The sequence below is a fragment of the Lacrimispora sinapis genome, from assembly GCF_043633585.1.
Lineage (GTDB): Bacteria > Bacillota > Clostridia > Lachnospirales > Lachnospiraceae > Lacrimispora > Lacrimispora sinapis.
This window is the reverse complement of sequence record NZ_CP141832.1, coordinates 1999708-2022506: the sequence shown is the minus strand read 5'-3', so window position 1 is coordinate 2022506 and position 22799 is coordinate 1999708. Positions and strand designations below refer to the sequence as shown.

The following is a 22799-nucleotide window of genomic DNA, read 5'->3' as shown; positions in this document are numbered from 1 at the left end:
AGCACTTTCATGGAAAGGACGGCATAAAATGAGAGTAAGTAAGTTTAAGGTGGCTTTCTTTGAAAACTTTTCCCAAACCTTTAACTGCGCGAGAGGAACGAGAGTGTCTGGAACGATACCAGGAAGGGGATCAGGAGGCGAGAGCCACACTCATCGAGCGGAATATGCGTCTGGTAGCCCATGTGGCGAAAAAATATCAAAATACAGATTATGATATGGAAGATCTTCTTTCTGTAGGAACCATCGGTCTGATCAAAGCCGTCAATACGTTCCATCCGGACAGAGGCTCAAGGCTGGCCACATATGCAGCCAAATGTGTGGAAAATGATATCCTATCACAACGGCTCTGAAAAATCGTCAGGAGAATATTCCTGACGAATTTTCATATACATAGCAATAGCAAGCAGGAAAAAGGACAATTATAGCATTTCAGCAGTCCGTAAATAAAAACCCTCAAGTCTTTTTTATAAATAGAAGAATTTAAGAGTTAAACGGAAGACTGCCGCATATATCTTACTAAACCAATGCTGCAAACTCCTTTTGGGTCAAGCAATAATCCTGTATTCTTTTTATGGAGGTATTGATATGGAATTAGAATTGTTTTTGAATTATGTAGGCAACAGCTTGAAGAAGATCAATTCGGATGTGGAAAAGCTGCATTCCAATCTTTACAACAATGATGATATTCTGGATCATATAAGCAGTGAGGTAATCATGCTTGAAAACCATATTCAATATTTCAGCCAGATCAATCAGGCTGCCTTGGAAGAGGATAACGGAATGGTTCCGGGAGGAGGCACAGTACCGGGAATGGGAACGACTCCGGGAGTGGGAACAGCCCCAGGAACAGGAACGGCTCCGGGAGCAGGAACAGCCCCAGGAACAGGAACCGTACCAGGAACAGGAACGGCTCCGGGAGCAGAAACAGCCCCAGGAACAGGAACCATACCAGGAACAGGAACCGTACCGGGAACAGGAACGGCTCCGGGAGTAGGAACAGCCCCAGGAACAGGAACCGTACCAGGAACAGGAACGGCTCCGGGAGCAGAAACAGCCCCAGGAACAGGAACCGTACCAGGAACAGGAACAGCCCCAGGAACAGGAACCGTACCAGGAGCAGGAACAACCCCGGGAGCAGGAACCGTTCCAGAAGAACCAAGAGTATTTACCTTGGCTGAATTGTCCCAATATACTGGGAAAGATGGTTCCCCGGCTTATGTGGCGGTAAATGGGGTGGTATATGATGTAACTAACAATCCCCTTTGGGCTGGAGGAAATCATTTCTTTGGATTAACTGCGGGAAGGGATTTGAGCTATGAGTTTCAGATGTGCCATCCTGGTGCACTTGTTTTGAGCGTTCTCCCGGTCGTGGGCACTCTGGCAGCAGAATAAAGAACTCCATTTGGATTGGAAAGATATCTCCTATCATACCCTTTAGAAACCGAGTGGGGTATGATAGGCTTTTACTATTTATTTATAAATGATCTGGATACATCTCTTTTAAAAGAGCTTGTTTTTGATAATTGGGACAAGAAAGCTGTTTTAAATACTGCAGGACAGCCTGATTATGAATGAGTGCTGCTTTTTTCCCCAAATCTTTTTGATCCGCTTCTGCTTTGGGGTAGTGTACGATCATATTCATGATAAATGCTTTCGGAAATATAGTTATTATAATGTATGAGGTTCTGCGTGTCCGGTATGTTTGCGGAACGGAGTTTTGGGTAAAGAGAGCATTTGACAGCAGGGAGGCATAGCAATGGAAAAGAACCAACCGTTTGCAATCTATTCTAGAAAATCCAAATTTACAGGAAAAGGAGAAAGCATTGGAAATCAGATTGAGCTGTGCAGACAATATATTTCCTCGCACTATGGAGAAGATTCTGCCAATCGTGCTTACGTCTATGAGGATGAAGGCTTTTCGGGAGGCAACTTAGACCGCCCTCAGTTTCAAATCATGATGCAGGATGCGAAAAAAAAGAAGTTTACAGCCATTGTCTGCTACCGGCTGGACAGAATCAGCCGTAACATTGGTGACTTTGCCAGTCTGATCGAAGAACTCAATGAGCTTCACATAGCCTTTATTTCCATTAAAGAGCAGTTTGACACCTCCTCCCCCATGGGCAGGGCCATGATGTATATTGCTTCTGTTTTTTCCCAGTTGGAGCGGGAAACCATTGCAGAACGTATCCGGGATAATATGCATGAGCTTTCCAAAAGCGGAAGATGGCTGGGGGGCAATACTCCCACCGGCTATAAGTCTGAAAGCATTTCCTCCGTAACCATTGAGGGAAAGGTAAAGAAAGCGTATCACCTGAAGCTGATTCCGGAAGAAGCAAAGCTGGTACGGACAATCTATGACAAGTTTCTGGAAACCGGTTCTCTTACAAAAACAGAAACATATCTGCTTCAAAACGGATATAAAACAAAATATAACCGCCAGTTCAGCCGTTTTGCCATAAAAGGAATCTTAACCAATCCAGTCTATATGGTGGCTGATCCTGAGGCTTTTACATATCTGAAAGAAAAAAAGGTGGCTTTGTTTGCGGAGGAAAAGGAATTTGACGGTTCCTCCGGTGTGATTGCCTATAACCGTACCCTGCAAAAGCCGGGAAAGTCCCATGAGATGAAAGACATGGAGGAATGGATCGTAGCCGTTGGAAAGCATGAGGGTATAATCCCGGGAGCTTTGTGGGTTAATGTCCAGAAAATGCTGGACAGGAATAAATCAAAAAACTACCGGAAGCCACGCAGCAATGTGGCACTGATGTCCGGTATTTTGTTTTGCGGAGCATGTGGAGATTATATGCGGCCAAAGCTTTCGGGACGGTTTAATTCTAAAGGGGAGCAGATCTATTCTTATTTATGCTCCACAAAGGAAAAAAGCCGCATGGTGTGCTGCCGCATGAATAACCCCAATGGAAATGCTCTGGATCAACTGGTTCTTGAGGAAATTAAAAATATTTCTGAAGATCAGAAGGAATTTCAGCTGCAGCTGAATCAGATCAGAAAAATTTTTAAAGAGGATAAGGAAGAGATGGAATCCCATATCCAGCGTCTGAAGGAGGAATCAGAAAATGTGGAGGCTGAAATCTCAGGTCTTGTATCTTCCCTGAAAAAAGCCGGGGGGACCGCTGCAGAAGAATATATTGTAAAGCAGATTGAAGAACTCCATCAAAAGAAAGAAACAAACTGTCAGAGATTAGCAGAACTGGAAGCAGCAGCGGTAAGCAAAGAACTATCCGACCTGGAATTTGAACTTGTAAAGCAGACCTTGGTATCCTTTCAAAGTACCGTAGATATTATGGATGTAGAGCAGAAGCGTATGGCGGTCCGGGCACTGGTGAAAAAGGCAGTATGGGATGGGAAGAACCTACATCTGTATTACTTTGGAGCAGAGGAGCCGCAGGGAGACCATAGCAAATGAGATCCTAATGCTTCTTCGTGCAAATAAAAAATATTCAAAAGAGGTTTCTTTGTTTGAACCCATCGGCGTAGACAAGGATGGAGAGACCGTAAGTCTTGTTGATGTAATTGAAATGGAAAATAAAGAGACTCTGGAAACCATTATTTTAAAACAGGATATCAAGGAACTGTATCAGGCGTTTGACAGCTGCCTGAAGGAAAATGAAAAAACCATTATTGGCATGCGTTATGGCCTTCACGGTAAGAAAGAGTATACACAGCGGGAAATTGCCGATTTAATGGGAATATCAAGATCTTATGTTTCAAGACTGGAAAAAAAGGCCCTGGAACGTTTGAGAGCAGAATTGAAAAAATATGGTGTTTAAAAAGCAAAAGCAGGGACAAAGCCGGGTCTCTGCTTTTTGCGGTTCGGAAAAGATGCGGTTCGGAAAAGATGCTTGAACCATAATTTTAAATTTGGTACAATAGAAAAAACGATCAGGGAAAGGTCAAGCTGAATATGAAGGAAAATAAGCAGATCAACTGGAAAAAAGAGCTTTTTGAATGGATTAAGATTATTGTAATGGCGTCTGCCATCGCTTTTTTCATCAATACATTTATCATTGCCAACAGCAGAGTCCCTACCGGCTCCATGGAGACCACCATTATGCCCGGTGACCGGATATTCGGCTTCCGGCTGGCTTATAAGTTTGGCGAAGATCCCAAACGGGGCGATATTGTTATCTTTGACCATGAGACAGGACCTGGTTTGGAAGAAACCCGTTTAGTAAAGCGGATCATCGGACTTCCGGGAGAGACTGTGGATATCCGGAACAATCGGATTTATATCAATGATTCGGAAACTCCTCTCAATGAACCCTATCTGCCGGAGGAGATGGAGACGGAGGACTACCATTTTAAAGTGCCGGAGGGCTGTTATCTCATGCTTGGGGACAATCGGAATAATTCTGCTGATGCCAGGTATTGGCCGGACCCGTATGTGCCGGAGGATAAGATTCTTGCCAAGGTTTTGGTCCGGTACTTTCCTGGAATCAAAGTGATTCATTGATGTTAAGGGGGCCAAAAGAAAGAAGAATGAATATATTAAAAGAAAAAAGGTAAGTTAATTGGCGTATGCGTGATATATTCATTCTGGTGCTTGCACTTTCTACAGACAGCTTTGTTGCCAGCGTTGCTTATGGAGCAAACCGGCTCCGCATATCTCCTGCAAAGGTGATCGCAGTCAATCTTATCTGCAGCGGCTGCCTGGGAGCCGCCCTCATGTTTGGCAATGTACTTCATGGATTGGTACCAGAAACTTTTGCCAAAGGTTTGGGCTTTGCTTGCCTGTTCTTCTTGGGCGTGATGAAACTTTCGGATTACTTTATTAAAAAATACATCAATCATCATGTGAATGTTCGCAAAGATCTAACATTTTCCATCTCTGGTCTGAGCATCATCATAAATATTTATGGAAACCCCATTGCAGCGGATTGGGATGAGTCAAAATCCTTATCATGGAAAGAAACTGTGATGTTTTCTCTGGCCATGTCCATTGACAGTCTGGTGGCAGGAGGTCTATCCGGATTTTTGCTCATATCTCCCGGTATGGCGGCTTTTATATCGCTCCTGGTGGGAATTTCGGTCATGTATCTCGGTCTCTATCTGGGGCATGAGCTGGCGGCCAGGAAAAACTGGGATTTGTCCTGGGTCAGCGGCATTTTGTTCTTGTTCCTGGCTTTTGGAAAATTGTAAATAGGGGATTAAAAATGAGGTTTGTCTCTTTTGGGGTTGAACCTCATTTTTAAATGCGGTATAATCCATATCAAAAACAGGAGTAACCATTGATGCAGTATACCATACCTCATTATTATAATAAGTTTCACTGTGTGGCAGGAGCCTGTTCCGATACCTGCTGTGCCGGCTGGTTCATTATGATTGATGACCGGTCCAGAAGACGGTACCGGACGCAAAAGGGGGAGTTTGGAGAGAGGCTTCGCCGCTCCATTGACTGGAAGAACAACTCTTTTAAGCAGTATAACCGCCGGTGTGCATTTCTAAATAAGGACAACCTTTGCGATATGTATGTGGAGGCCGGACCGGAGATGCTCTGTAAGACCTGCCGGGATTACCCAAGGCATACGGAAGAATACGAAGGAGCCAGAGAGATCTCCCTTTCTTTATCCTGTGAAGAGGCGGCGAGACTGATTCTTGGCACAAGGGAGAAGGTCCGTTTTCTGACGAAGGAGGATGACAGGGAAGAATCCTATGAATACTTTGATTTTTTATTGTATACAAAGCTTATGGATTCCAGAGACGTCCTGTTTTCCTTTCTTCAAAACCGGAGCATATCATGCAGCCTGCGCATGGCCATGGCTCTTGGTCTGACACATGACATCCAAAGAAGGATCAGAAAAGACCGTCTTTATAAGGTTGATGAACTTTTAAAACGGTATGCAGGAGAAGGGGCAGAAAAGGCAATTGGGGCGAAGCTTGCAGATCGCAGGATAACCGGCCCGGCCCGGTTTGAGAAAATGTTATCCTGGTTTGGTATCTTTCAAAAACTGGAAGTTTTAAATGCCGACTGGCCCCGGTACATAGGTACTTTGAAGAAGCTGCTCTTTGACGAAGGGGCCGCTGTTTATGAAGACAACCGTATTTCTTTTTACCGCTATTTAATAGAAGATGAGGAGCGCAAAAAACAGTGGGAGCTGTGGAGTGAACAGCTTTTGGTGTATTTTGTATTCACTTATTATTGCGGTGCCGTGTACGATGGACAGCCCTATGCGAAGATGAAGCTTGCCGTGGTAAGCACACTTCTGATTCAGGAAATGGCACAGGCAGTCTTTAAAATGCGGGAAGGCAGGCTGGACTTTTCCGAATTTGTTCACCTATCCCATCGTTTTTCCAGAGAAGTAGAGCATTCGGACCAGAACTTAAATGCGTTGGACCGTATATTCTGCACGGACTCAAGGTTTGGACTGGATTCCATCCTATCCCTTTTATAGGGAGGTGCCTTGTGGATCGTACAAAATACATTAATGCAGAAAAGAAACATAAGAGAACCAATGTGGGATTTTCCGTTTTAATTTTGAGCTTGTTTGCCGTCTATTGTGCCGTAATGTATGCCATGACAGGCGGTCTGTGTGCATTGAAAGGCTTGATTGGAATTCCCTGCCCTGGCTGCGGAGGGACCAGAGCACTTCTTCACCTGGCAAGAGGGGACATATCCGGATGCATAGAATTAAATCCATCGGCGCCCCTTATTTTTTTATGCCTGCTGAATCAGATTCGAGTAAACTATTTCAACAGAGGAAACAAACAGCTTGCCGGTATATTGCTGTTTGTCAGTGTGGTCATAGCCCTTGTTTTGTACCTCATCCGGATGAAGCTGTACTTTCCTTATAGGGAGCCTTATGTATTTTATGACAATAGTCTTTTGTGTCGTATTTTAAGAGCATTACAGATAAAATAGACGAAAAATGTAGAAAATTATACCAAATTCAAATAATCTATGATATAATGTTAAACGTTATAAAATATTTAGAGTTTACCAAGGAGGAAAAGTATGGAAAACGACAACAATGTAAGCTACCAGGGAAGCCAGAATTTCACTCAGGCAGATCCAAACAAAAGTGTAATGACAATGGGAGAGTGGGTGGTCACTCTGATTATTACAATGATACCATGTGTTGATATTATCATGCTGCTTATCTGGGCTTTTGGGAACGGCAATGAAAACCGCAAAAATTTCAGCAGGGCCTTTCTGATTGTTAAAGCAGTCGCCGTTGTTCTTTTTGTTATCTTATATCTGACTATTTTTGCAAGTCTTATTGCAGCAGCTGGAAGCTATTATTAAAAAAAAGAGGTCTCAGGACCTCTTTTTTATTGTCTCTAAATTGTTCATTATAGAAAATTGGCAAAAATAGATGCAAAAACCACCGTACAGAGTCCTGACGTCGCAATGGCAAGACTGCTCATGGCACCTTCGATTTCTCCCATTTCCAGAGCTTTTGTAGTTCCTATGGCATGGGCGGAGGAACCGATGGCAATGCCGATGGCTACCGGTTCTGTAATATGGAACACCCGGCAGACGGTTTCTGCAATGATATTGCCTAAAATTCCAGTGATAATAATGCTTGCAACGGTAATGGTTACAAAGCCCTTCATCTCCTCCGAAATCCCCATGGCAATGGCCGTTGTAATGGATTTAGGAAGAAAAGTAACGTATTCCTGGTGATTCAGACCAAATACGGTGGCAAGGAGCAGTACTGTGACCATCGTGGTAATGACTCCGGTCAGCGTTCCGGCTAAAATTGCTTTGGAGTGCTTCTTTAAAAGCTCTATCTGCCGGTACAACGGAACGGCCAGGCAAATGGTGGCCGGAGTGAGAAGATAGCTGATGTATTTTGCACTCTGGTTGTAGACTTCATATTTGATCTTAAATACAGATAAAAGAGCCATAACAACCACAATAGATATTAAAAGTGGGTTAAAAATAGGGGATTTTAGTTTTCTTTTCAATAAGAGTCCCAGTTCATAACTTAATAGACTTACCGCTGCACCGAAAAATAAAAAACTGTTAATTGTGTTACTCATTTTCTTTGTCCTTTCTTTTTCTGTCGATCCGAATGAAAAATTGGGTCACTCTGCCGGTAATTGCCATAACCACGATCGTAGAAAGCAGGGTTATCACAATAAACGGTACCAGAATGGGTCCAAGGATTCCCCAGGAATCCAAAAGCCCTACGGCCGCCGGAATGAACATTACCGGCATGATCTCAATGAGAAAAATACTGGCGTCCTCCACAGCGCATAAAGGTATGATTTTTGTTTTCAGTCCGATTAACATAAGCAGCAAGCCGTAAATGCTGGCAGGGATAGGAAGAGAAACAAATAAATGAATAATTTCTCCGATTAAGGATATGAAAAGAATTATGCTGAATTGTCTTAAGTATTTCATAACTACGCCTCCCGCGTTTTTTGTCGAATTTACAGCTATGGTTTATCCTAAACTTAAATTTACAGCTTGTCAATTAGTTTTAAACCAGAACAAAAAAATATTTGCTTTCATAAGAATTTATGATATACTGATGGGGTTACAAAATTCAATAAGAAAAGTCGCAGAGTAGACTAGTGTGCGTTAAGTGCTGAGTGAACAGGGAGTTGTCATTCGGACGAAAAGATTTTCTTGCGGTACACAAGTCGCATCCCGCTGCATCAGAAGATAGGTCTAATTATCTCCGGTTGTAGTCTGAGGTCTGCAAAGGAGGTATTTTTTTATGAAAAAATTCGTCACTTTGTTCACCGCTTCTTACAAAGAACTTCGATATGTAAGAACCATCACCATTGCCGCCATGTTTGGTGCCATTGCAATAATTCTTGGTATGTTTTCCATTAATTTTGGCAATTATATCAGGCTCAGTTTTGCCTCCATTCCCAATGGACTGATATCCTGTCTGTTTGGGCCTGTGGTAGGCGGTTTGTTTTCCGGAAGTATGGATGTGCTCAAATATCTATTAAAGCCTAATGGAGCCTTCTTTCCGGGACTTACATTGGTGACCGTATTATCGGGTGTCATTTATGGCTGCTTCTATTATAAGAAAGCCATCACCTTAAAACGGGTCCTGATATCCAAACTCATTGTTATGCTGATCTGTAATGTGGTCCTGAACACCCTTTGCTTATCCATACTGTATGGAAAGGGGTTTATGGTACTCCTTCCGGCAAGAGCGTTAAAAAACCTTGTGATGTGGCCCATTGATTCCATGATTTTCTATTCTATGGTCAAAGCACTGGATTCTATTGGAGTATTTAAAATCATACAAAAGCCCGGGACAGCAGGGCTGAAATAAGCAGGAGGGCCTGCGGTTTTCAGGAGAAGACCGCAGGCTTTTCTCCGGCTAAACAAAGCCAATTGGTGATATTGTATTAAAAATAAGCCAATATCTTGCATTACTCTGTATAAATTCCATGGACAGAACGCTCCTTTCATACTATAATCTTAAGTATCCGTATCCTGTTTTTCTTACGGATAAGAGAGATGCATTGAAAGAAAACAGAGGCGGGTCCACTGGGCCGCTCTATTTATTTGATTATTTGTTAGGAGGAATGAATCATGAGTGACGAAAATTGTACTCATAATTGCAATAGCTGCGGGGAAAGCTGTCCAAGCAGACAGGAAGGACCTAAAAGTTTTCTGGAACCATTAAATCCTGCCAGTTCAGTGAAAAAAGTAATTGGTGTTGTCAGCGGAAAGGGCGGGGTGGGCAAATCACTGGTGACCACTATGATGGCAGTCCATATGAAAGCAAAGGGATATAAAACGGCAATTTTAGATGCGGATATTACCGGCCCTTCCATACCAAAGGCATTTGGTCTTTCCGATGCAGGTGTGGGAATGGCAGCAAACGGTCTTATGATTCCTGCAGTTTCCAATACAGGAATTGAAATCATGTCTGCCAATCTTTTATTAGATAATGAAACAGATCCGGTCATCTGGAGAGGTCCTGTAATTGCGGGAACGGTAAAACAGTTCTGGCAGGAGGTGCTTTGGGAAAATATTGACTATATGTTTGTGGACATGCCTCCCGGTACCGGCGACGTTCCCCTTACCGTATTTCAGTCCCTGCCTGTGGATGGGATCATCATTGTAACCTCTCCTCAGGAGCTGGTTTCCATGATCGTTGCAAAAGCAGTAAACATGGCAAAGAAGATGAACGTGCCGATCCTGGGGCTTATTGAGAACATGAGCTACTTAAACTGCCCGGACTGCGGGAAAAAGATAACCGTCTTTGGGGAAAGCCATATTGATGAAGTGGCGGAGAGCCATGGGCTTGAAGTTCTGGCAAAAATCCCCATTGACCCGAAGATCGCGGCAGCTGTGGATGGTGGTATGGTTGAATACTTGGAAGCTCCCTGGTTTGATGCCGCTGTTTCTGCGGTTGAAAAGGCTTAAGAGTATTTCTCAACAAATGAGGTGCAAATATGAATATAAGCATGAACCCTAATAGTGAACTGGTCCAGTCAATAGTGAACGTTCCGAATCTCGTTCAGGTTCCCGACCCATTAATCAAGCAGGCCTATCAGTTTCAGGAAGCGATGATGATGTACACCTGTGCCATTCGGGAGCTTAAAACGAAATTAGAGGTTTTAAACGATGAATTATCCGTAAGAAACTCAAGAAACCCCATTGAATTGGTGAAATCAAGAGTAAAAAAGCCTGTCAGTATTGTTGAAAAGCTGCAGCGCAGGGGACTTCCTGTTTCCCTGGAATCCATGATGGAAAATCTTGATGATGTGGCAGGAATCCGGGTTATCTGCTCATTTTTAGATGATATTTATGCGGTGGCTGAGATGCTGACCCGTCAGGATGACGTCCATATCATTGCGATTAAGGATTATATCCGCCATCCAAAGAACAACGGCTACCGCAGTTATCATATGATTGTGGAGATTCCGGTATTTTTTTCCGAACAGAAAAAATGGATGAGAGTGGAGGTTCAGATCCGTACCATTGCCATGGACTTTTGGGCAAGTCTTGACCATCAGCTAAAATATAAAAAAGAAGTGGAAGCGTATTCCGAAGAAATATGTGCAGAACTGCGGGACTGTGCAGATGTGATTGCAAACACCGACGAGAGGATGCTCAACATTAGAAAAAAGATTGAAGCTCAGGGAATAGCAGTCACAAATAATGATCATTGATAGATTTAAAGGATTTCTCCGGAAGGGCAGGAGTGAGCAACGAATTTTTCCTGTAAATGTAACATAACTGGAATCCCATTTGCATAATTACAAAAGGAGTAGCTCATTATGGGTTACTCCTTCTGTGTATGTAAAAATCACGAGGTTCGAGAAAGGACTGAAAATATGAAAGTGATTGATATGCATTGTGATACGATATCAGAGCTGTTTTACCGAAGGGAGGGGGGCAAAGAATACTCTCTTTTAAAAAATGATTGCCACATTGATTTAGAACGCATGAAAAAAGGGGATTATTATCTGCAGAACTTTGCACTGTTTACAGAATTGCCCAGGCACGAGCGCCCCTTTGAATACTGTATGAAGCTTGTGGATCTTTTCTATACGGAAATGGAAAAAAATCAGGAATTGATCGGCGTGGTTACCTCCTATAAAGATATTGAAGAAAACCGGTTGGCAGGAAAGATGTCAGCTATGCTTACCATTGAAGAGGGCGGAGTGTGCCAGGGAGAGCTTGCATTTTTAAGGAATTTTTACCGGCTTGGGGTCCGCATGATGACCCTCACGTGGAACCATAAGAATGAGCTGGCTTATCCAAACCGCATTTGGCAGGAACATGACGAGGTGTTTTTTGAACCGGACATGGAACACGGACTTACAGAAAAAGGCATTGAATTCTTAAAAGAAATGGAACGCCTGGGAATTATCGTAGATATATCCCACTTATCCGATGCAGGAATTGAAGATGTGTTCCGTTATACCACCAAACCTTTTGTAGCAAGTCATTCCAATGCCCGTATGGTGGCCTCCAATCCGAGAAATTTAACCGATGATATGATTCGCCGTCTTTCAGAGCGGGGCGGAGTTGCGGGACTTAATTACTGTGCGGCTTTTCTCCATGACTGGAAAAAAGGGGAAGGAGCCATCAGCCGTGTGGAGGATATGATATCCCATATCAAACATATGAAGCAGGTTGGCGGTATTGAGTGCATTGGACTAGGTTCGGATTTTGACGGCATCGGCGGGGATCTGGAGATGAAATCCCCGGAAGATCTGCCTGTGCTGGAAGCAGCCATGAAAAAGTCCGGTTTTACAGAACGTGAAATTGAGGCTGTTTTTTATAAAAATGTTTTACGTGTTTATAAAGAAATTTTACATTAATTAAAAAATTTACAAGAATTTTACCTTTCAGGGCATGATACTTTACATAGATTTGATATAGTACTTACAAGACATGCGGTAAGATCGGGGGGATACTATGTCGATGGAAGATTTACAACGATTCATCCAATTCTTGGGGGGACTTGGAATGTTCCTTTATGGAATGGACCGGATGGCTGACGGGCTTCAAAAGTCGGCCGGTCATAAAATGCAGCAGCTTTTGGGTGCACTGACCGAAAACCGGATTATGGGAATCCTTCTGGGAACCGGAATTACTGCCATCATTTTCAGCAGCTCTGCAACGACGGTCATGGTGGTGGGCTTTGTCAATGCCGGAATTTTAAATCTTTCCCAGGCAGTCGGAATCATTATGGGTGCCAATATAGGCACTACCGTCACCAGCTGGATCGTTTCCATAAATGAATGGGGCGAGATGTTAAAGCCGGAGCTGTTTTCGCCGGTTCTGATTGTTGTCGGAGCGCTTTTGGGCTTTCTATCCAAAAGCGGAAAAAGAAAACAGACCGGTGAAATTCTGGTGGGATTCGGCCTTTTATTCCTGGGACTTGATTTTATGTCCGGCTGTGCCGCAGTCTACCGTACCAACCCGGTTTTGCTCCATATATTTACTTTTCTTGGAGAAAAACCGCTTCTTGGAGTGGCAGCAGGACTCTTTGTCACCTGCCTGATTCAAAGCTCCTCCGTATCCGTGGGAATTTTGCAGGTTCTTGCACTGAATGGAATGGTAAACTGGCAGACTGCTGTTTTCATTAATTTAGGACAAAACATCGGTTCCTGTGCGGCGGCTCTTCATTCAAGTGTTGGGGCAAATGCCACAGGCAAACGGGCAGCAGTCATTCATCTTCTCTTTAATCTGGCGGGGGCGATGGTCTTTGGCGTAATTATGGCAGCTGTATTTCGATGGAATCCTGCTTTTGCAGCCGCATCCGTCAACAGTGTGGAGATTTCCATATTCCATACGGTATTTAACGTCAGCAATACCATTCTTTTATATCCGTTTGCAGGACTTCTGGTAAAAGCCTCAGGAATCCTGGTGAAAGATGACGGGCAACAGAAGGAATGCACCCTGGATTCCACGGATGAAATGAAGCGGCACCTGGACCGCAGGATTTTAGATACCCCGTCCTTTGCCATTGAAGGCGTAAGCCATGAAGTGGTCAATATGGGGTATGCTGCACTTCATAATTTTGATTTAGCCGCCCAGGTCCTTTTAAAAGATGATACAGGGGAAGCCGTACAAGTGAATAAAATGGAACAAAAAATTGATGATTATGAAAAAATCCTCACAGACTATCTAATAAAGATCAGCAACCAGTCTTTGAATGAAGAACAGCACCTCATTGTAAAAAATCTGTTCTATATTGTCAGTGATTTTGAACGAATCAGCGACCACTGTGAAAATTTGTCCGAACTGGCGGTGGAAAAAGCAAAACGGAATATTGTATTTTCCGAAGACGCGGACAGAGAACTGAGGGAAATGTTCCATGCCGTCCGCTCCTCTGTGGAACATGCCATAAAGGCAAAAGAAACCGCGGATATGACCGAAGTCCGGGCGGTTGTCCGAAGCGAAGAACTGGTGGACAACTTAGAAGAGGAATTCCGGGAACGCCACATCGGCCGGCTGTCGGCGCAAACCTGCCAGCCGGAAAACGGTGTGATCTATTTAGATGCTTTAAACAATCTGGAACGCATTTCAGACCATGCCCATAATATCGCTGGCTTTGTTAGAGATGAAATGTAAGGAAAGGGAGACGAAAATGGAACGAATCTATGTAATTGAAGATGATGATAACATCAGAGACTTGATAAAGATAGCCCTGGAAGGATTTGGCTATGAAGTGGCTGCCTTTGAGATGGCAGAAGACTGCTTAAAGCAGATTGAATCAGACAAGCCTTCTCTTGCGGTGTTTGATTTGATGCTGCCAGGCATGGATGGTCTGACCGCAATTCGTAAGATTCGGAAAATTGAATCTTTAAAGGATCTTCCCATTCTGGTACTTACCGCGAAGGACCGGGAATTTGATAAGGTAGCTGGTCTGGATGGCGGAGCAGACGATTATATGACAAAGCCCTTTGGGGTCATGGAGCTTGCTGCCAGGATCAGAAGCCTTCTGCGCCGCAGCACACGGTCCAATGCACCGGATGATGAACTGGAACTGTATTGTTTGACATTGAATAAAAAAACCAGAGAAGTTTACTGTGATGGTGTTAAGGTAGAGCTGACCCTCAAGGAATTTGAACTTCTCCAGTATCTGATGGAAAACCACAACAAAGTCGTTACCAGAGACGAACTGCTCAATCAGATCTGGGGATATGATTATGACGGAGAAACCAGGACTCTGGATATGCATATCCGGACATTAAGGCAGAAACTGGGGGAAAAAGGAAGTGCCTGCATCAAAACGGTACGTGGAGTAGGATACCGGTTCATTCGGACAGATGAGTAAATCAAGAAGCGGAGGTTTTCATGAGAAGGGCAATATTTGCAAAGTTTCTTCAGGTGATTTTGGTGGTGCTGCTGCTCAGTACATTCATATTCTATATTGCTTCCAGCAGCGCACTGCTTAAAAATTCCAGAAAGGATATGCTCTATACGCTGGGGGCTGTTGATAAAGTCATTGATTACAGAGGGGACCTTACCGGTGAGGTGGAGAAGCTGAAGGCAGTGTTAGATGATAAGCAAAGCCGGTTTACCGTTATCCGCATGGATGGAGTGGTTGTGGCCGATACGGGAGACGTGCCGGTAGCTTCTCTTGATAACCATTCGCAGCGGGAAGAGGTAAAGGAGGCAATGCAAGGGGGAGAAGGCTATTCCAGACGTTACTCGGAAACCCTGAAAGAAAACATGCTTTATGTGGCGATCCGTTCTTCTGAGTCGGATTACATCCTGCGCATGGCCATTCCCTATACAGGCATGAAGGAATACTTGATGCTTTTGCTGCCTGCCGTATGGCTCAGTTTCCTGGTTGCCATCATGTATTCCGCCTTTTCCGCAGACAACTTTGCCGAATCCATTACAAAACCTTTGAAAGAGATCTCTCAGGAAATGTTGAAGGTAAATGGGGATTATACAGACCTTTCCTTTGAAACCTACCAGTATCCCGAAATTAACATCATTGCCGAAACCACCACAAAGATGTCGAGGAATGTTAAGGATTATTTGAATCAGATTGAAATGGAAAAGCAGATCCGGCAGGAATTTTTCAGCAATGCCTCCCATGAACTGAAAACTCCCATCACTTCAGTACAGGGATATGCAGAACTTTTGGAAAGCGGGATCATTGCAGATGAAAGCCAGAAAAGAGATTTTGTAAACCGTATAAAAAAAGAAGCGGTCAATATGAACAATCTGATCAATGATATTTTAATGATTTCCAAGCTGGAAACAAAAGAAGCGGAAGTCTTAAAAAGTGATGTCCGCCTGTCCATTGTGCTGGACGATATGATTGAATCCCTAAAGCCCTTAGCTGCCTCCCATGAGGTTACGATCCATATGGACTGCAAACCTCTTTGTATTTATGCCAATGGGCAGCAGATGAAGGAGCTTTTTGGAAATCTGATCACAAATGCGGTAAAGTACAATAAGCCGGGAGGAGAAGTGTGGGTCAAGGTAACAGAAGAAGACCGGTATGTGATCATCAGCGTAAAAGATAACGGGATGGGAATCCCCAAAGATTCCCTGGGGCGGATCTTTGAACGCTTTTACCGGGTAGACAAAGGGCGCAGCAAGAAACAGGGCGGTACGGGGCTGGGGCTTTCCATTGTAAAGCATATTGTGAATTTTTATCAAGGCACCATCACCGTGGAGTCAGAACTTGATGTAGGAACGGAGTTTACGGTTAAGATCCCAATTCAGGGAAAGCTGTGATAATAAAATGATTTTTACAGCGGGTCATTCTCCGGTGACCCGGACAATCAGATGGTTGGGAAGACATACGATGTTTTCTCCGGTATGTTCTACCCAGCCCTGGTGTACGCAGATTTTATCCGGACAGGTGGCTTCCGAAACATGGACTTTGCCGTTTTTTATAACAATGCGGTTAGTGCCGCCGTTATAACCGTTCACGGTTATTTCGGTATCTTTGGAAAGGTCCAGTGTGTCTATCACATTGCCATCTACAGATATTTCTGCTTTTTCCGCTGGTTTTGCAAAAAGGACCTGATTAACCAGAAGCAGGGCACCGGCTGCAGTTAAAATAATTACAATTAGCAGAATCTCTTTTTTGTGTTTTTTCAATGACATATTACCCAATCCTTCTTTTTCTTCTCTATGGTCTATAAAATCAGAAGAATAAAAAAATCTGATTTTTTTCATTATAACACATAATCTCTACTCTTTCCAAAAGATAAATAATCAATAAAAAGATTGATGGATGTTCCAATGATATGTTAAAATAAAATCAAACTTTATCAGGCAGGAGGAAGCTATGAAAAAAGGAAACTCAAATGCAAAAAGGAACGGATATATCGGACTGGGGGTAATGATTGTGCTTGCGGGTGCCACCATTTTAGGATCAGACCCTCTCTATAAAGCCATTGACAGCCGGGCAGGGGCCAATGTATATATTCCCGGAACTTATACAGGAACTGCCAGAGGATATGGAGGAACCGTTCAGGCAGATGTAACAGTATCTGGAAAGTCTATAGAGTCCATAGAAGTAAACGGAGAAAAAGAAACGCTTTTAAACATGGTATTGCCGGGACTTACGGATTCCATTATTTCCAAGCAGTCCACGGAAGTTGATGCGGTATCAGGAGCTACTTTAAGCAGCAATGCGATTAAAAAAGCTGTGGATGAGGCACTTTCCCAGGCAAGAGGGGAAGTAAAAGAGACAGAGGAAGAAACCGTTTCCCAATGGAAAGACGGGACATATTCCTATGAATCTCCGGAATTTGATGAAAACGGGTTTAAAGATCAGGTGGAGATGACCATTAAAGGAAATACCATCACAAGCCTTACCTGGGATTGTTTGAAGGAGGATGGGACCAAAAAGAGTCAACTGTCCATGGAGGGCAAGTATGTCATGACGGAGAACGGACCCAAGTGGCATGAGCAGGCAGAAGCTGTGGTAAATTATGTGCTGGACCATCAGGGAGTCGAGGGCCTTGTCAATAAAGAAGGCTACTCCGATTCCATTGCGTCAGTGAGCATCAACCTTTCTGGTTTCGTAAACGGGGTGAAAGACTGTTTGAGTCAGGCTTCCGAAGGATCGGAGGAAGCCAAATCCTCTTTAAAAGACGGAACATATTCCTATGAATCCCCGGAATTTGATAAAAACGGATTTAAAGATCAGGTGGAGATGACCATTAAAGGAAATACCATCACAAGCCTTACCTGGGATTGTTTGAAGGAGGATGGGACCAAAAAGAGTCAACTGTCCATGGAGGGCAAGTATGTCATGACGGAGAACGGACCCAAGTGGCATGAGCAGGCAGAAGCTGTGGTGAATTATGTGCTGGATCATCAGGGAGTCGAGGGCCTTGTCAATAAAGAAGGCTACTCTGATTCCATTGCGTCAGTGAGCATCAACCTTTCTGGTTTCGTAAACGGGGTGAAAGACTGTTTGAGTCAGGCTTCCGAAGGATCGGAGGAAGCCAAATCCTCTTTAAAAGACGGAACATATTCCTATGAATCCCCGGAATTTGACGAAAACGGGTTTAAAGATCAGGTGGAGATGACCATTAAAGGAAATACCATCACAAGCCTTACCTGGGATTGTTTGAAGGAGGATGGGACCAAAAAGAGTCAACTGTCCATGGAGGGCAAGTATGTCATGACGGAGAACGGACCCAAGTGGCATGAGCAGGCAGAAGCTGTGGTGAATTATGTGCTGGATCATCAGGGAGTCGAGGGCCTTGTCAATAAAGAAGGCTACTCTGATTCCATTGCGTCAGTGAGCATCAACCTTTCTGGTTTCGTAAACGGGGTGAAAGACTGTTTAAGTCAGGCATCAAAGTAACAGGTCCATTGAGATATCCCGGAGAGAGGCTTTGATAAAAAAGACCGGTCTCCGGGATTTTACATAGACCCAGAGGAAGGAAAAGGAGAGTTACTTCATGAAGGGGAAGAAATCAGCACAAATGGCATCGCTCTATGGAATGCTAATCGCACTTGCTTTTGTTCTCAGCTTTGTTGAAACGTTGATCCCCATTTCCCTGGGGATTCCAGGAGTGAAATTAGGGCTTGCAAATCTGGTGACGATTGTGGGGCTTTCCACCATCGGAACAAAAGGAACAATTGCTGTTGCCTTTTTACGGATCCTGCTGGTGGGCTTTACCTTCAGCAATTTATTTGCAGTATTTTACAGTCTGGGAGGCTTTTTTTTCAGTATTCTGATGATGATACTATGCAAAAAGTACAAATGGTTCGGAACCATTGGGATCAGTGTTGCAGGCGGTGTGGCCCATAACATCGGACAGCTCTGTGTGGCAGCCTATGTTGTCAGGCAGACGGGTGTGTTTTATTATCTGCCTATGCTTTTGATTGCTGGTACAGCTGCCGGCCTTGTCATTGGTATTCTTGGAAATATGATGATTGAACGAATTGGCATTTATCTAAAAAAAGTGCAGTAAAATCAAAAGATATTGTATTGTTTTACCAGTCTCAGAAAGATATAATAAGAAAAACTAGGCGAAAGAAACCAGGAGGATGAGCAGGATGATTTACATGGCAATTAAAAAGCTGGTACAGTATGGACTCAATACAGGGTTACTCAAGGAAGCGGACAAACATTATGCGGTGAATCAGCTGTTAGATGTATTACAGCTGGACGAATATGAGGAACCGGCTGCAGAAGCAATGGAACTTGATCTGGAGGAGGTTTTAAAAGAACTGCTGGATTACGCCTGGGAGATGGGACTGCTGGAAGCGAATACCGTTACCTACCGGGATTTATTTGATACCAGGCTTATGAACTGCCTGATGCCAAGACCCAGTGAAGTGGAACAGAAGTTCTGGGAACTTTATCATAAACAATCCCCCCTTGCTGCCACAGATTATTATTACAAACTTTCTCAGGACTCTGATTATATCAGGAGATACCGGATTAAAAAGGACATGCGGTGGATCACCGCTACCCCATACGGAGACTTAGACATTACCGTTAATTTATCAAAGCCTGAAAAAGATCCCAAGGCCATCGCAGCGGCAAAGCTTGCCAAACAAAGCGGATATCCCAAATGCCTGCTATGCATGGAGAATGAGGGATATGCAGGCAGGACCGATCATCCGGCCAGGAACAATCACCGGATTATCCGGTTAAACATCAACAACAGCCAGTGGGGGTTCCAGTATTCTCCGTATGTATATTATAATGAGCATTGTATCGTATTTAACGGACAGCATATTCCCATGAAGATAGAACGGGAGACGTTTGTAAAGCTGTTTGATTTTGTAAAGCAGTTTCCTCATTATTTCCTTGGCTCCAATGCAGACCTGCCCATCGTAGGAGGGTCCATTCTTTCCCATGATCATTTTCAGGGAGGAAATTATGATTTTCCCATGGCAAAGGCCCGGATGGAGCGCGAATACCGTTTGCAAGGCTTTGAAGGAACGGAAGCAGGCATTGTGAAATGGCCCATGTCGGTTCTGCGTACCAGAAGCAAAGATCCGGAAGAATTGATTGCACTTGGTACAAAGGTTCTTGAAGCATGGAGGGGTTATACCGATGAGGAAGCCTTTATTTTTGCTGAAACCAAAGGACAGCCTCATAACACCATTACTCCCATTGCCAGAAGGAAAGATGGAATGTATGAACTGGATCTTGTTTTAAGAAATAACATCACCACAGAGGAGTTTCCCTTAGGCGTTTACCACCCCCATCAGGAGCTTCACCATATAAAGAAAGAGAACATCGGCCTGATCGAGGTCATGGGGCTTGCTGTTCTGCCCTCCAGACTAAAGGATGAGCTTAATCTCCTGGCCAAATACCTGATAGAAGGAAAAAGCATCCGATCGAACCCGGAGATTGAAAAGCATGCTGACTGGGTGGAGGCTTTTCTTCCTGGCTATGAATCCGTGAACGGAGACAACGTGGAGGACATCTTGAAAACGGAAGTGGGACGGGTATTTGAACGGGTACTGGAAGACGCAGGTGTTTATAAATGCAATGAAGAAGGGCGCAGGAGGTTTGAACGGTTTTTGACCAGCGTTGGTTTTGTTCCTGTCTTACAATAGAAACATTGTGAGACTATCAGATAGATTGATGTTTGTAATTATTTTCCCTTTGAGTTATATTCTATTTGGAATCAGGAGAAGTGTTCTGATTTACATAAAAAACATACGAAACCGGACGGAATGAGCCGGAGGGAGACTTAGAAATTGTCATGAAGCAGATAGAGAATAAGACACTGAGAACGCTTGCGGAATATGGACTGATTACAGTAAGCATTTGGATTATGGTGGTGGGGATATATTTCTTTAAATTCCCAAATAATTTTGCTTTTGGAGGTGTTACAGGCTTTGCCACTGTGATCAGTGCATTAACACATTGGTCGGCCGGTCAGTTTACGAATATTGTGAACTGGGTTCTGCTGGCAGTTGGATTTCTGTTTTTAGGAAAGGGCTTTGGTATCAAGACCATATATGCAACCATCCTGATGTCCATATTCTTATATTTTCTGGAACGGCTGTATCCAATGAAAGGGCCTCTGACTTCAGAGCCGCTTTTGGAATTGATTTTTGCCATTCTTTTACCAGGTGTGGGCTCGGCAATCCTATTTTATGTGGGAGCCTCCAGCGGGGGAACCGATGTGATCGCCATGATTTTAAAGCGGTACACCAGTTATAACATTGGAACTGTGCTTTTGCTTGTGGATGTAACAGGTGTCATTCTGGCTTATTTCGTATTTGGTCCTCAGACAGGGTTGTTTTCTTCTTTGGGACTTATGGCGAAATCCCTGGTGATTGACGATATAATAGAGAATATCAATTTGTGCAAGTGTTTCAGTATTATCTGTGATGATCCGGCTCCCATCTGTGATTACATTATTCATGGACTGAACCGGAGCGCTACCGTCTACGAGGCACAGGGAGCGTTCAGTCATCATAAGAAAACCGTCATATTGACCACTATGAAACGGTCTCAGGCGCTGAAACTTAGAAACTATATACGAAACGTAGAGCCATCTGCCTTTATCCTGATTTCCAATTCCAGTGAAATTATAGGAAAGGGATTTTTAACCAGTTAGTATTTAAAACCGGAGCGTATTATGCTTCGGTTTTTTGATGCAATAAAAATGCTTTTAAAGCAATTTTATAGGACATTTTTAACAAAGTTACGCTTTAACGCTTTAAAAACATATAATTTTAAAGTAATAAAATTGACGAGGGGTGTATTTTGTAGTATGATACAAAATAAGTTCAAAATAGGACAAGTTTTTTGAAAGGTAGAGGAGAGAAGATTATGAAAAAAACGAAGAAAGTGTTATCACTGATTCTTGCCGGTGCCATGATGATGTCCCTGGCCGCGTGCGGGGCAAAAACCCAGGAGAGCAAAGGAACAGAGGCTGCCACCGGTCAGGAGTCTGCAGGCGGAGCAGAGACAACCGGAGAAAAAACGGCAGACGGCAAGCAGTTTAAGATCGGAGTGCTTCAGTTAGTACAGCACACCGCTTTGGATGCAGCAAATAAAGGATTTATCAAAGCCCTTGATGATGCAGGCCTTAACTATACCGTAGATCAGCAGAATGCGGCGGGGGACCAGTCTACCTGCCAGACCATTGCCAGCAAGCTGGTCAATGACGGCAATGATCTGATTCTTTCCATTGCAACACCTGCGGCTCAGGCAGTAGCAGGTGCCACCAGTGATATTCCGGTTCTGGTGACTGCAGTGACTGATCCGGCAGCCTCCGATTTGGTTGAAAGCAACGAAGTTCCTGGAGGAAATGTAAGCGGTACTTCTGATTTAACCCCTGTCAAAGAGCAGATTGCCCTGTTAAAGAAAATTCTTCCGGAAGCGAAGACAGTAGGGATCCTCTATGCTTCCGCAGAGTCCAACTCTGAGATCCAGGCAAAGATGGCAAGGGAAGCCATTGAAGCAGAAGGGATGACAGCAGTGGATTATACCGTATCAAGTTCCAATGAGATCCAGACCGTGGTTACTTCCATGGTAGGTAAGGTGGATGCCATCTATGCACCGACAGACAACACCATTGCGGCTGGAATGACCACGGTAGCCATGATTGCCAATGAAAACGGCCTTCCTACCATTTGTGGAGAAGAAGGCATGGTAAAGGCTGGCGGGCTTGCCACTTACGGAATTGATTATTTTGAGCTTGGGTACTTGACCGGTCAGCAGGCAGTGCGGGTTTTAAAGGATGGAGAGGATATTTCCAAAATGGCCATTGAATATCTTCCTGCAGAAAAATGCAAGCTTTCTGTCAATGAAGAGACAGCAAAAGCATTGGGGATTGATGTTTCCAATCTTAAATAACAAATTATAACAGGGGAATCCCGGGCGGACCGTTTCACCGGTTCTCCTGATTCCCTCATAGATGCTTTACATAAAAAATGA

At 43.8% G+C, this 22799-nt stretch carries 23 protein-coding genes, 2 pseudogenes and 1 riboswitch; of the genes and pseudogenes, 21 read left to right on the top strand and 4 right to left on the bottom strand.

What is annotated here, in order from left to right:
• Nucleotides 1-59: 59 nt before the first annotated feature.
• Both VIG27_RS09390 and VIG27_RS09385 read left to right on the top strand, forming a co-directional pair.
• Nucleotides 60-335, top strand: a pseudogene (locus VIG27_RS09390) (sigma-70 family RNA polymerase sigma factor); the annotation flags it as partial.
• A 250-nt stretch (nucleotides 336-585) separates the two neighbouring features.
• On the top strand, nucleotides 586-1392 hold the full coding sequence (locus VIG27_RS09385; protein ID WP_394522235.1) for a cytochrome b5 domain-containing protein: 807 nt from the start codon (nucleotides 586-588) through the stop codon (nucleotides 1390-1392).
• An 82-nt stretch (nucleotides 1393-1474) separates the two neighbouring features.
• On the opposite strand, the gene VIG27_RS09380 is transcribed toward VIG27_RS09385, so the two are convergent.
• A complete protein-coding gene (locus VIG27_RS09380) occupies nucleotides 1475-1642 on the bottom strand; it encodes a hypothetical protein (protein WP_394522234.1) in 168 nt (55 codons plus the stop codon).
• A gap of 114 nt (nucleotides 1643-1756) precedes the next feature.
• Between VIG27_RS09380 and VIG27_RS09375 the strand changes: the two genes are divergently transcribed.
• The 7 genes and pseudogenes from VIG27_RS09375 to VIG27_RS09345 all read left to right on the top strand — a co-directional run bounded on the left by VIG27_RS09375 (nucleotide 1757) and on the right by VIG27_RS09345 (nucleotide 7261).
• A complete protein-coding gene (locus VIG27_RS09375) occupies nucleotides 1757-3424 on the top strand; it encodes a recombinase family protein (RefSeq protein WP_394522233.1) in 1668 nt (555 codons plus the stop codon).
• Nucleotides 3414-3788: pseudogene (locus VIG27_RS09370) on the top strand (sigma-70 family RNA polymerase sigma factor); the annotation flags it as partial. The gene VIG27_RS09375 and the pseudogene VIG27_RS09370, both read left to right, overlap by 11 nt.
• Before the next feature lie 134 nt (nucleotides 3789-3922).
• Complete coding sequence (lepB, locus tag VIG27_RS09365) at nucleotides 3923-4471, top strand: signal peptidase I (RefSeq protein ID WP_394522232.1); 549 nt, start codon at nucleotides 3923-3925, stop codon at nucleotides 4469-4471.
• Between the two features lie 65 nt (nucleotides 4472-4536).
• The gene (locus VIG27_RS09360) at nucleotides 4537-5157 is read left to right on the top strand and encodes a manganese efflux pump (RefSeq protein ID WP_394522231.1); all 621 of its coding nucleotides are present in this window, start codon (nucleotides 4537-4539) and stop codon (nucleotides 5155-5157) included.
• 92 nt (nucleotides 5158-5249) lie between these two features.
• Nucleotides 5250-6410, top strand: a complete 1161-nt coding sequence (gene fliB / locus VIG27_RS09355) for a flagellin lysine-N-methylase (protein ID WP_394522230.1) — start codon at nucleotides 5250-5252, stop codon at nucleotides 6408-6410.
• 11 nt (nucleotides 6411-6421) lie between these two features.
• On the top strand, nucleotides 6422-6877 hold the full coding sequence (locus VIG27_RS09350) for a DUF2752 domain-containing protein (RefSeq protein ID WP_394522229.1): 456 nt from the start codon (nucleotides 6422-6424) through the stop codon (nucleotides 6875-6877).
• A gap of 93 nt (nucleotides 6878-6970) precedes the next feature.
• Nucleotides 6971-7261: a hypothetical protein gene (locus tag VIG27_RS09345; protein ID WP_394522228.1), complete on the top strand. Its 291-nt coding sequence runs from the start codon at nucleotides 6971-6973 to the stop codon at nucleotides 7259-7261.
• A 47-nt stretch (nucleotides 7262-7308) separates the two neighbouring features.
• Here VIG27_RS09345 and VIG27_RS09340 read toward each other — a convergent pair whose 3' ends face one another.
• Together VIG27_RS09340 and VIG27_RS09335 are read right to left on the bottom strand one after the other, a co-directional pair.
• Entirely contained in the window at nucleotides 7309-8001 is a 693-nt protein-coding gene (locus VIG27_RS09340; RefSeq protein WP_394522227.1) for an LrgB family protein, read from the bottom strand.
• Nucleotides 7994-8365: a CidA/LrgA family protein gene (locus VIG27_RS09335; RefSeq protein ID WP_394522226.1), complete on the bottom strand. Its 372-nt coding sequence runs from the start codon at nucleotides 8363-8365 to the stop codon at nucleotides 7994-7996. The genes VIG27_RS09340 and VIG27_RS09335 overlap by 8 nt, the downstream gene beginning before the upstream one ends.
• Nucleotides 8366-8524: 159 nt before the next feature.
• A riboswitch (THF riboswitch) is annotated at nucleotides 8525-8622 on the top strand.
• Nucleotides 8623-8684: 62 nt separating this feature from the next.
• Here VIG27_RS09335 and VIG27_RS09330 point away from each other — a divergent pair.
• From VIG27_RS09330 to VIG27_RS09300, 7 genes are all read left to right on the top strand, one after another.
• The gene (locus VIG27_RS09330; RefSeq protein ID WP_394522225.1) at nucleotides 8685-9257 is read left to right on the top strand and encodes a folate family ECF transporter S component; all 573 of its coding nucleotides are present in this window, start codon (nucleotides 8685-8687) and stop codon (nucleotides 9255-9257) included.
• 263 nt (nucleotides 9258-9520) lie between these two features.
• Nucleotides 9521-10360 carry a P-loop NTPase gene (locus VIG27_RS09325; protein ID WP_394522224.1) on the top strand — a complete coding sequence of 280 codons (840 nt, stop codon included), beginning with the start codon at nucleotides 9521-9523 and terminating at the stop codon, nucleotides 10358-10360.
• A 29-nt stretch (nucleotides 10361-10389) separates the two neighbouring features.
• Nucleotides 10390-11109, top strand: coding sequence for a GTP pyrophosphokinase (locus tag VIG27_RS09320; protein ID WP_394522223.1), 720 nt, complete (start codon nucleotides 10390-10392; stop codon nucleotides 11107-11109).
• Between the two features lie 165 nt (nucleotides 11110-11274).
• On the top strand, nucleotides 11275-12267 hold the full coding sequence (locus VIG27_RS09315) for a dipeptidase (RefSeq protein ID WP_394522222.1): 993 nt from the start codon (nucleotides 11275-11277) through the stop codon (nucleotides 12265-12267).
• Nucleotides 12268-12364: 97 nt separating this feature from the next.
• A complete protein-coding gene (locus VIG27_RS09310; protein ID WP_394522221.1) occupies nucleotides 12365-14026 on the top strand; it encodes a Na/Pi cotransporter family protein in 1662 nt (553 codons plus the stop codon).
• Between the two features lie 16 nt (nucleotides 14027-14042).
• Complete coding sequence (locus tag VIG27_RS09305) at nucleotides 14043-14732, top strand: response regulator transcription factor (protein ID WP_394522220.1); 690 nt, start codon at nucleotides 14043-14045, stop codon at nucleotides 14730-14732.
• Between the two features lie 20 nt (nucleotides 14733-14752).
• Nucleotides 14753-16153: a sensor histidine kinase gene (locus VIG27_RS09300; protein WP_394522219.1), complete on the top strand. Its 1401-nt coding sequence runs from the start codon at nucleotides 14753-14755 to the stop codon at nucleotides 16151-16153.
• Between the two features lie 24 nt (nucleotides 16154-16177).
• Here the strand turns inward: VIG27_RS09300 and VIG27_RS09295 are convergent, their stop codons facing one another.
• Nucleotides 16178-16528: a NusG domain II-containing protein gene (locus tag VIG27_RS09295; RefSeq protein WP_394522218.1), complete on the bottom strand. Its 351-nt coding sequence runs from the start codon at nucleotides 16526-16528 to the stop codon at nucleotides 16178-16180.
• Nucleotides 16529-16712: 184 nt separating this feature from the next.
• Between VIG27_RS09295 and VIG27_RS09290 the strand changes: the two genes are divergently transcribed.
• The 5 genes from VIG27_RS09290 (at nucleotide 16713) to VIG27_RS09270 (ending at nucleotide 22718) form a co-directional block, all read left to right on the top strand.
• Entirely contained in the window at nucleotides 16713-18245 is a 1533-nt protein-coding gene (locus VIG27_RS09290) for an FMN-binding protein (protein ID WP_394522217.1), read from the top strand.
• Between the two features lie 97 nt (nucleotides 18246-18342).
• Nucleotides 18343-18858 carry a Gx transporter family protein gene (locus VIG27_RS09285; RefSeq protein ID WP_394522216.1) on the top strand — a complete coding sequence of 172 codons (516 nt, stop codon included), beginning with the start codon at nucleotides 18343-18345 and terminating at the stop codon, nucleotides 18856-18858.
• Nucleotides 18859-18943: 85 nt separating this feature from the next.
• Complete coding sequence (gene galT / locus VIG27_RS09280; RefSeq protein WP_394522215.1) at nucleotides 18944-20461, top strand: UDP-glucose--hexose-1-phosphate uridylyltransferase; 1518 nt, start codon at nucleotides 18944-18946, stop codon at nucleotides 20459-20461.
• Between the two features lie 149 nt (nucleotides 20462-20610).
• Complete coding sequence (locus VIG27_RS09275) at nucleotides 20611-21474, top strand: YitT family protein (protein ID WP_394522214.1); 864 nt, start codon at nucleotides 20611-20613, stop codon at nucleotides 21472-21474.
• A gap of 215 nt (nucleotides 21475-21689) precedes the next feature.
• Nucleotides 21690-22718 (top strand): ABC transporter substrate binding protein, encoded by a 1029-nt coding sequence (locus VIG27_RS09270; protein WP_394522213.1) that lies wholly within the window; start codon nucleotides 21690-21692, stop codon nucleotides 22716-22718.
• Nucleotides 22719-22799 lie beyond the last annotated feature (81 nt).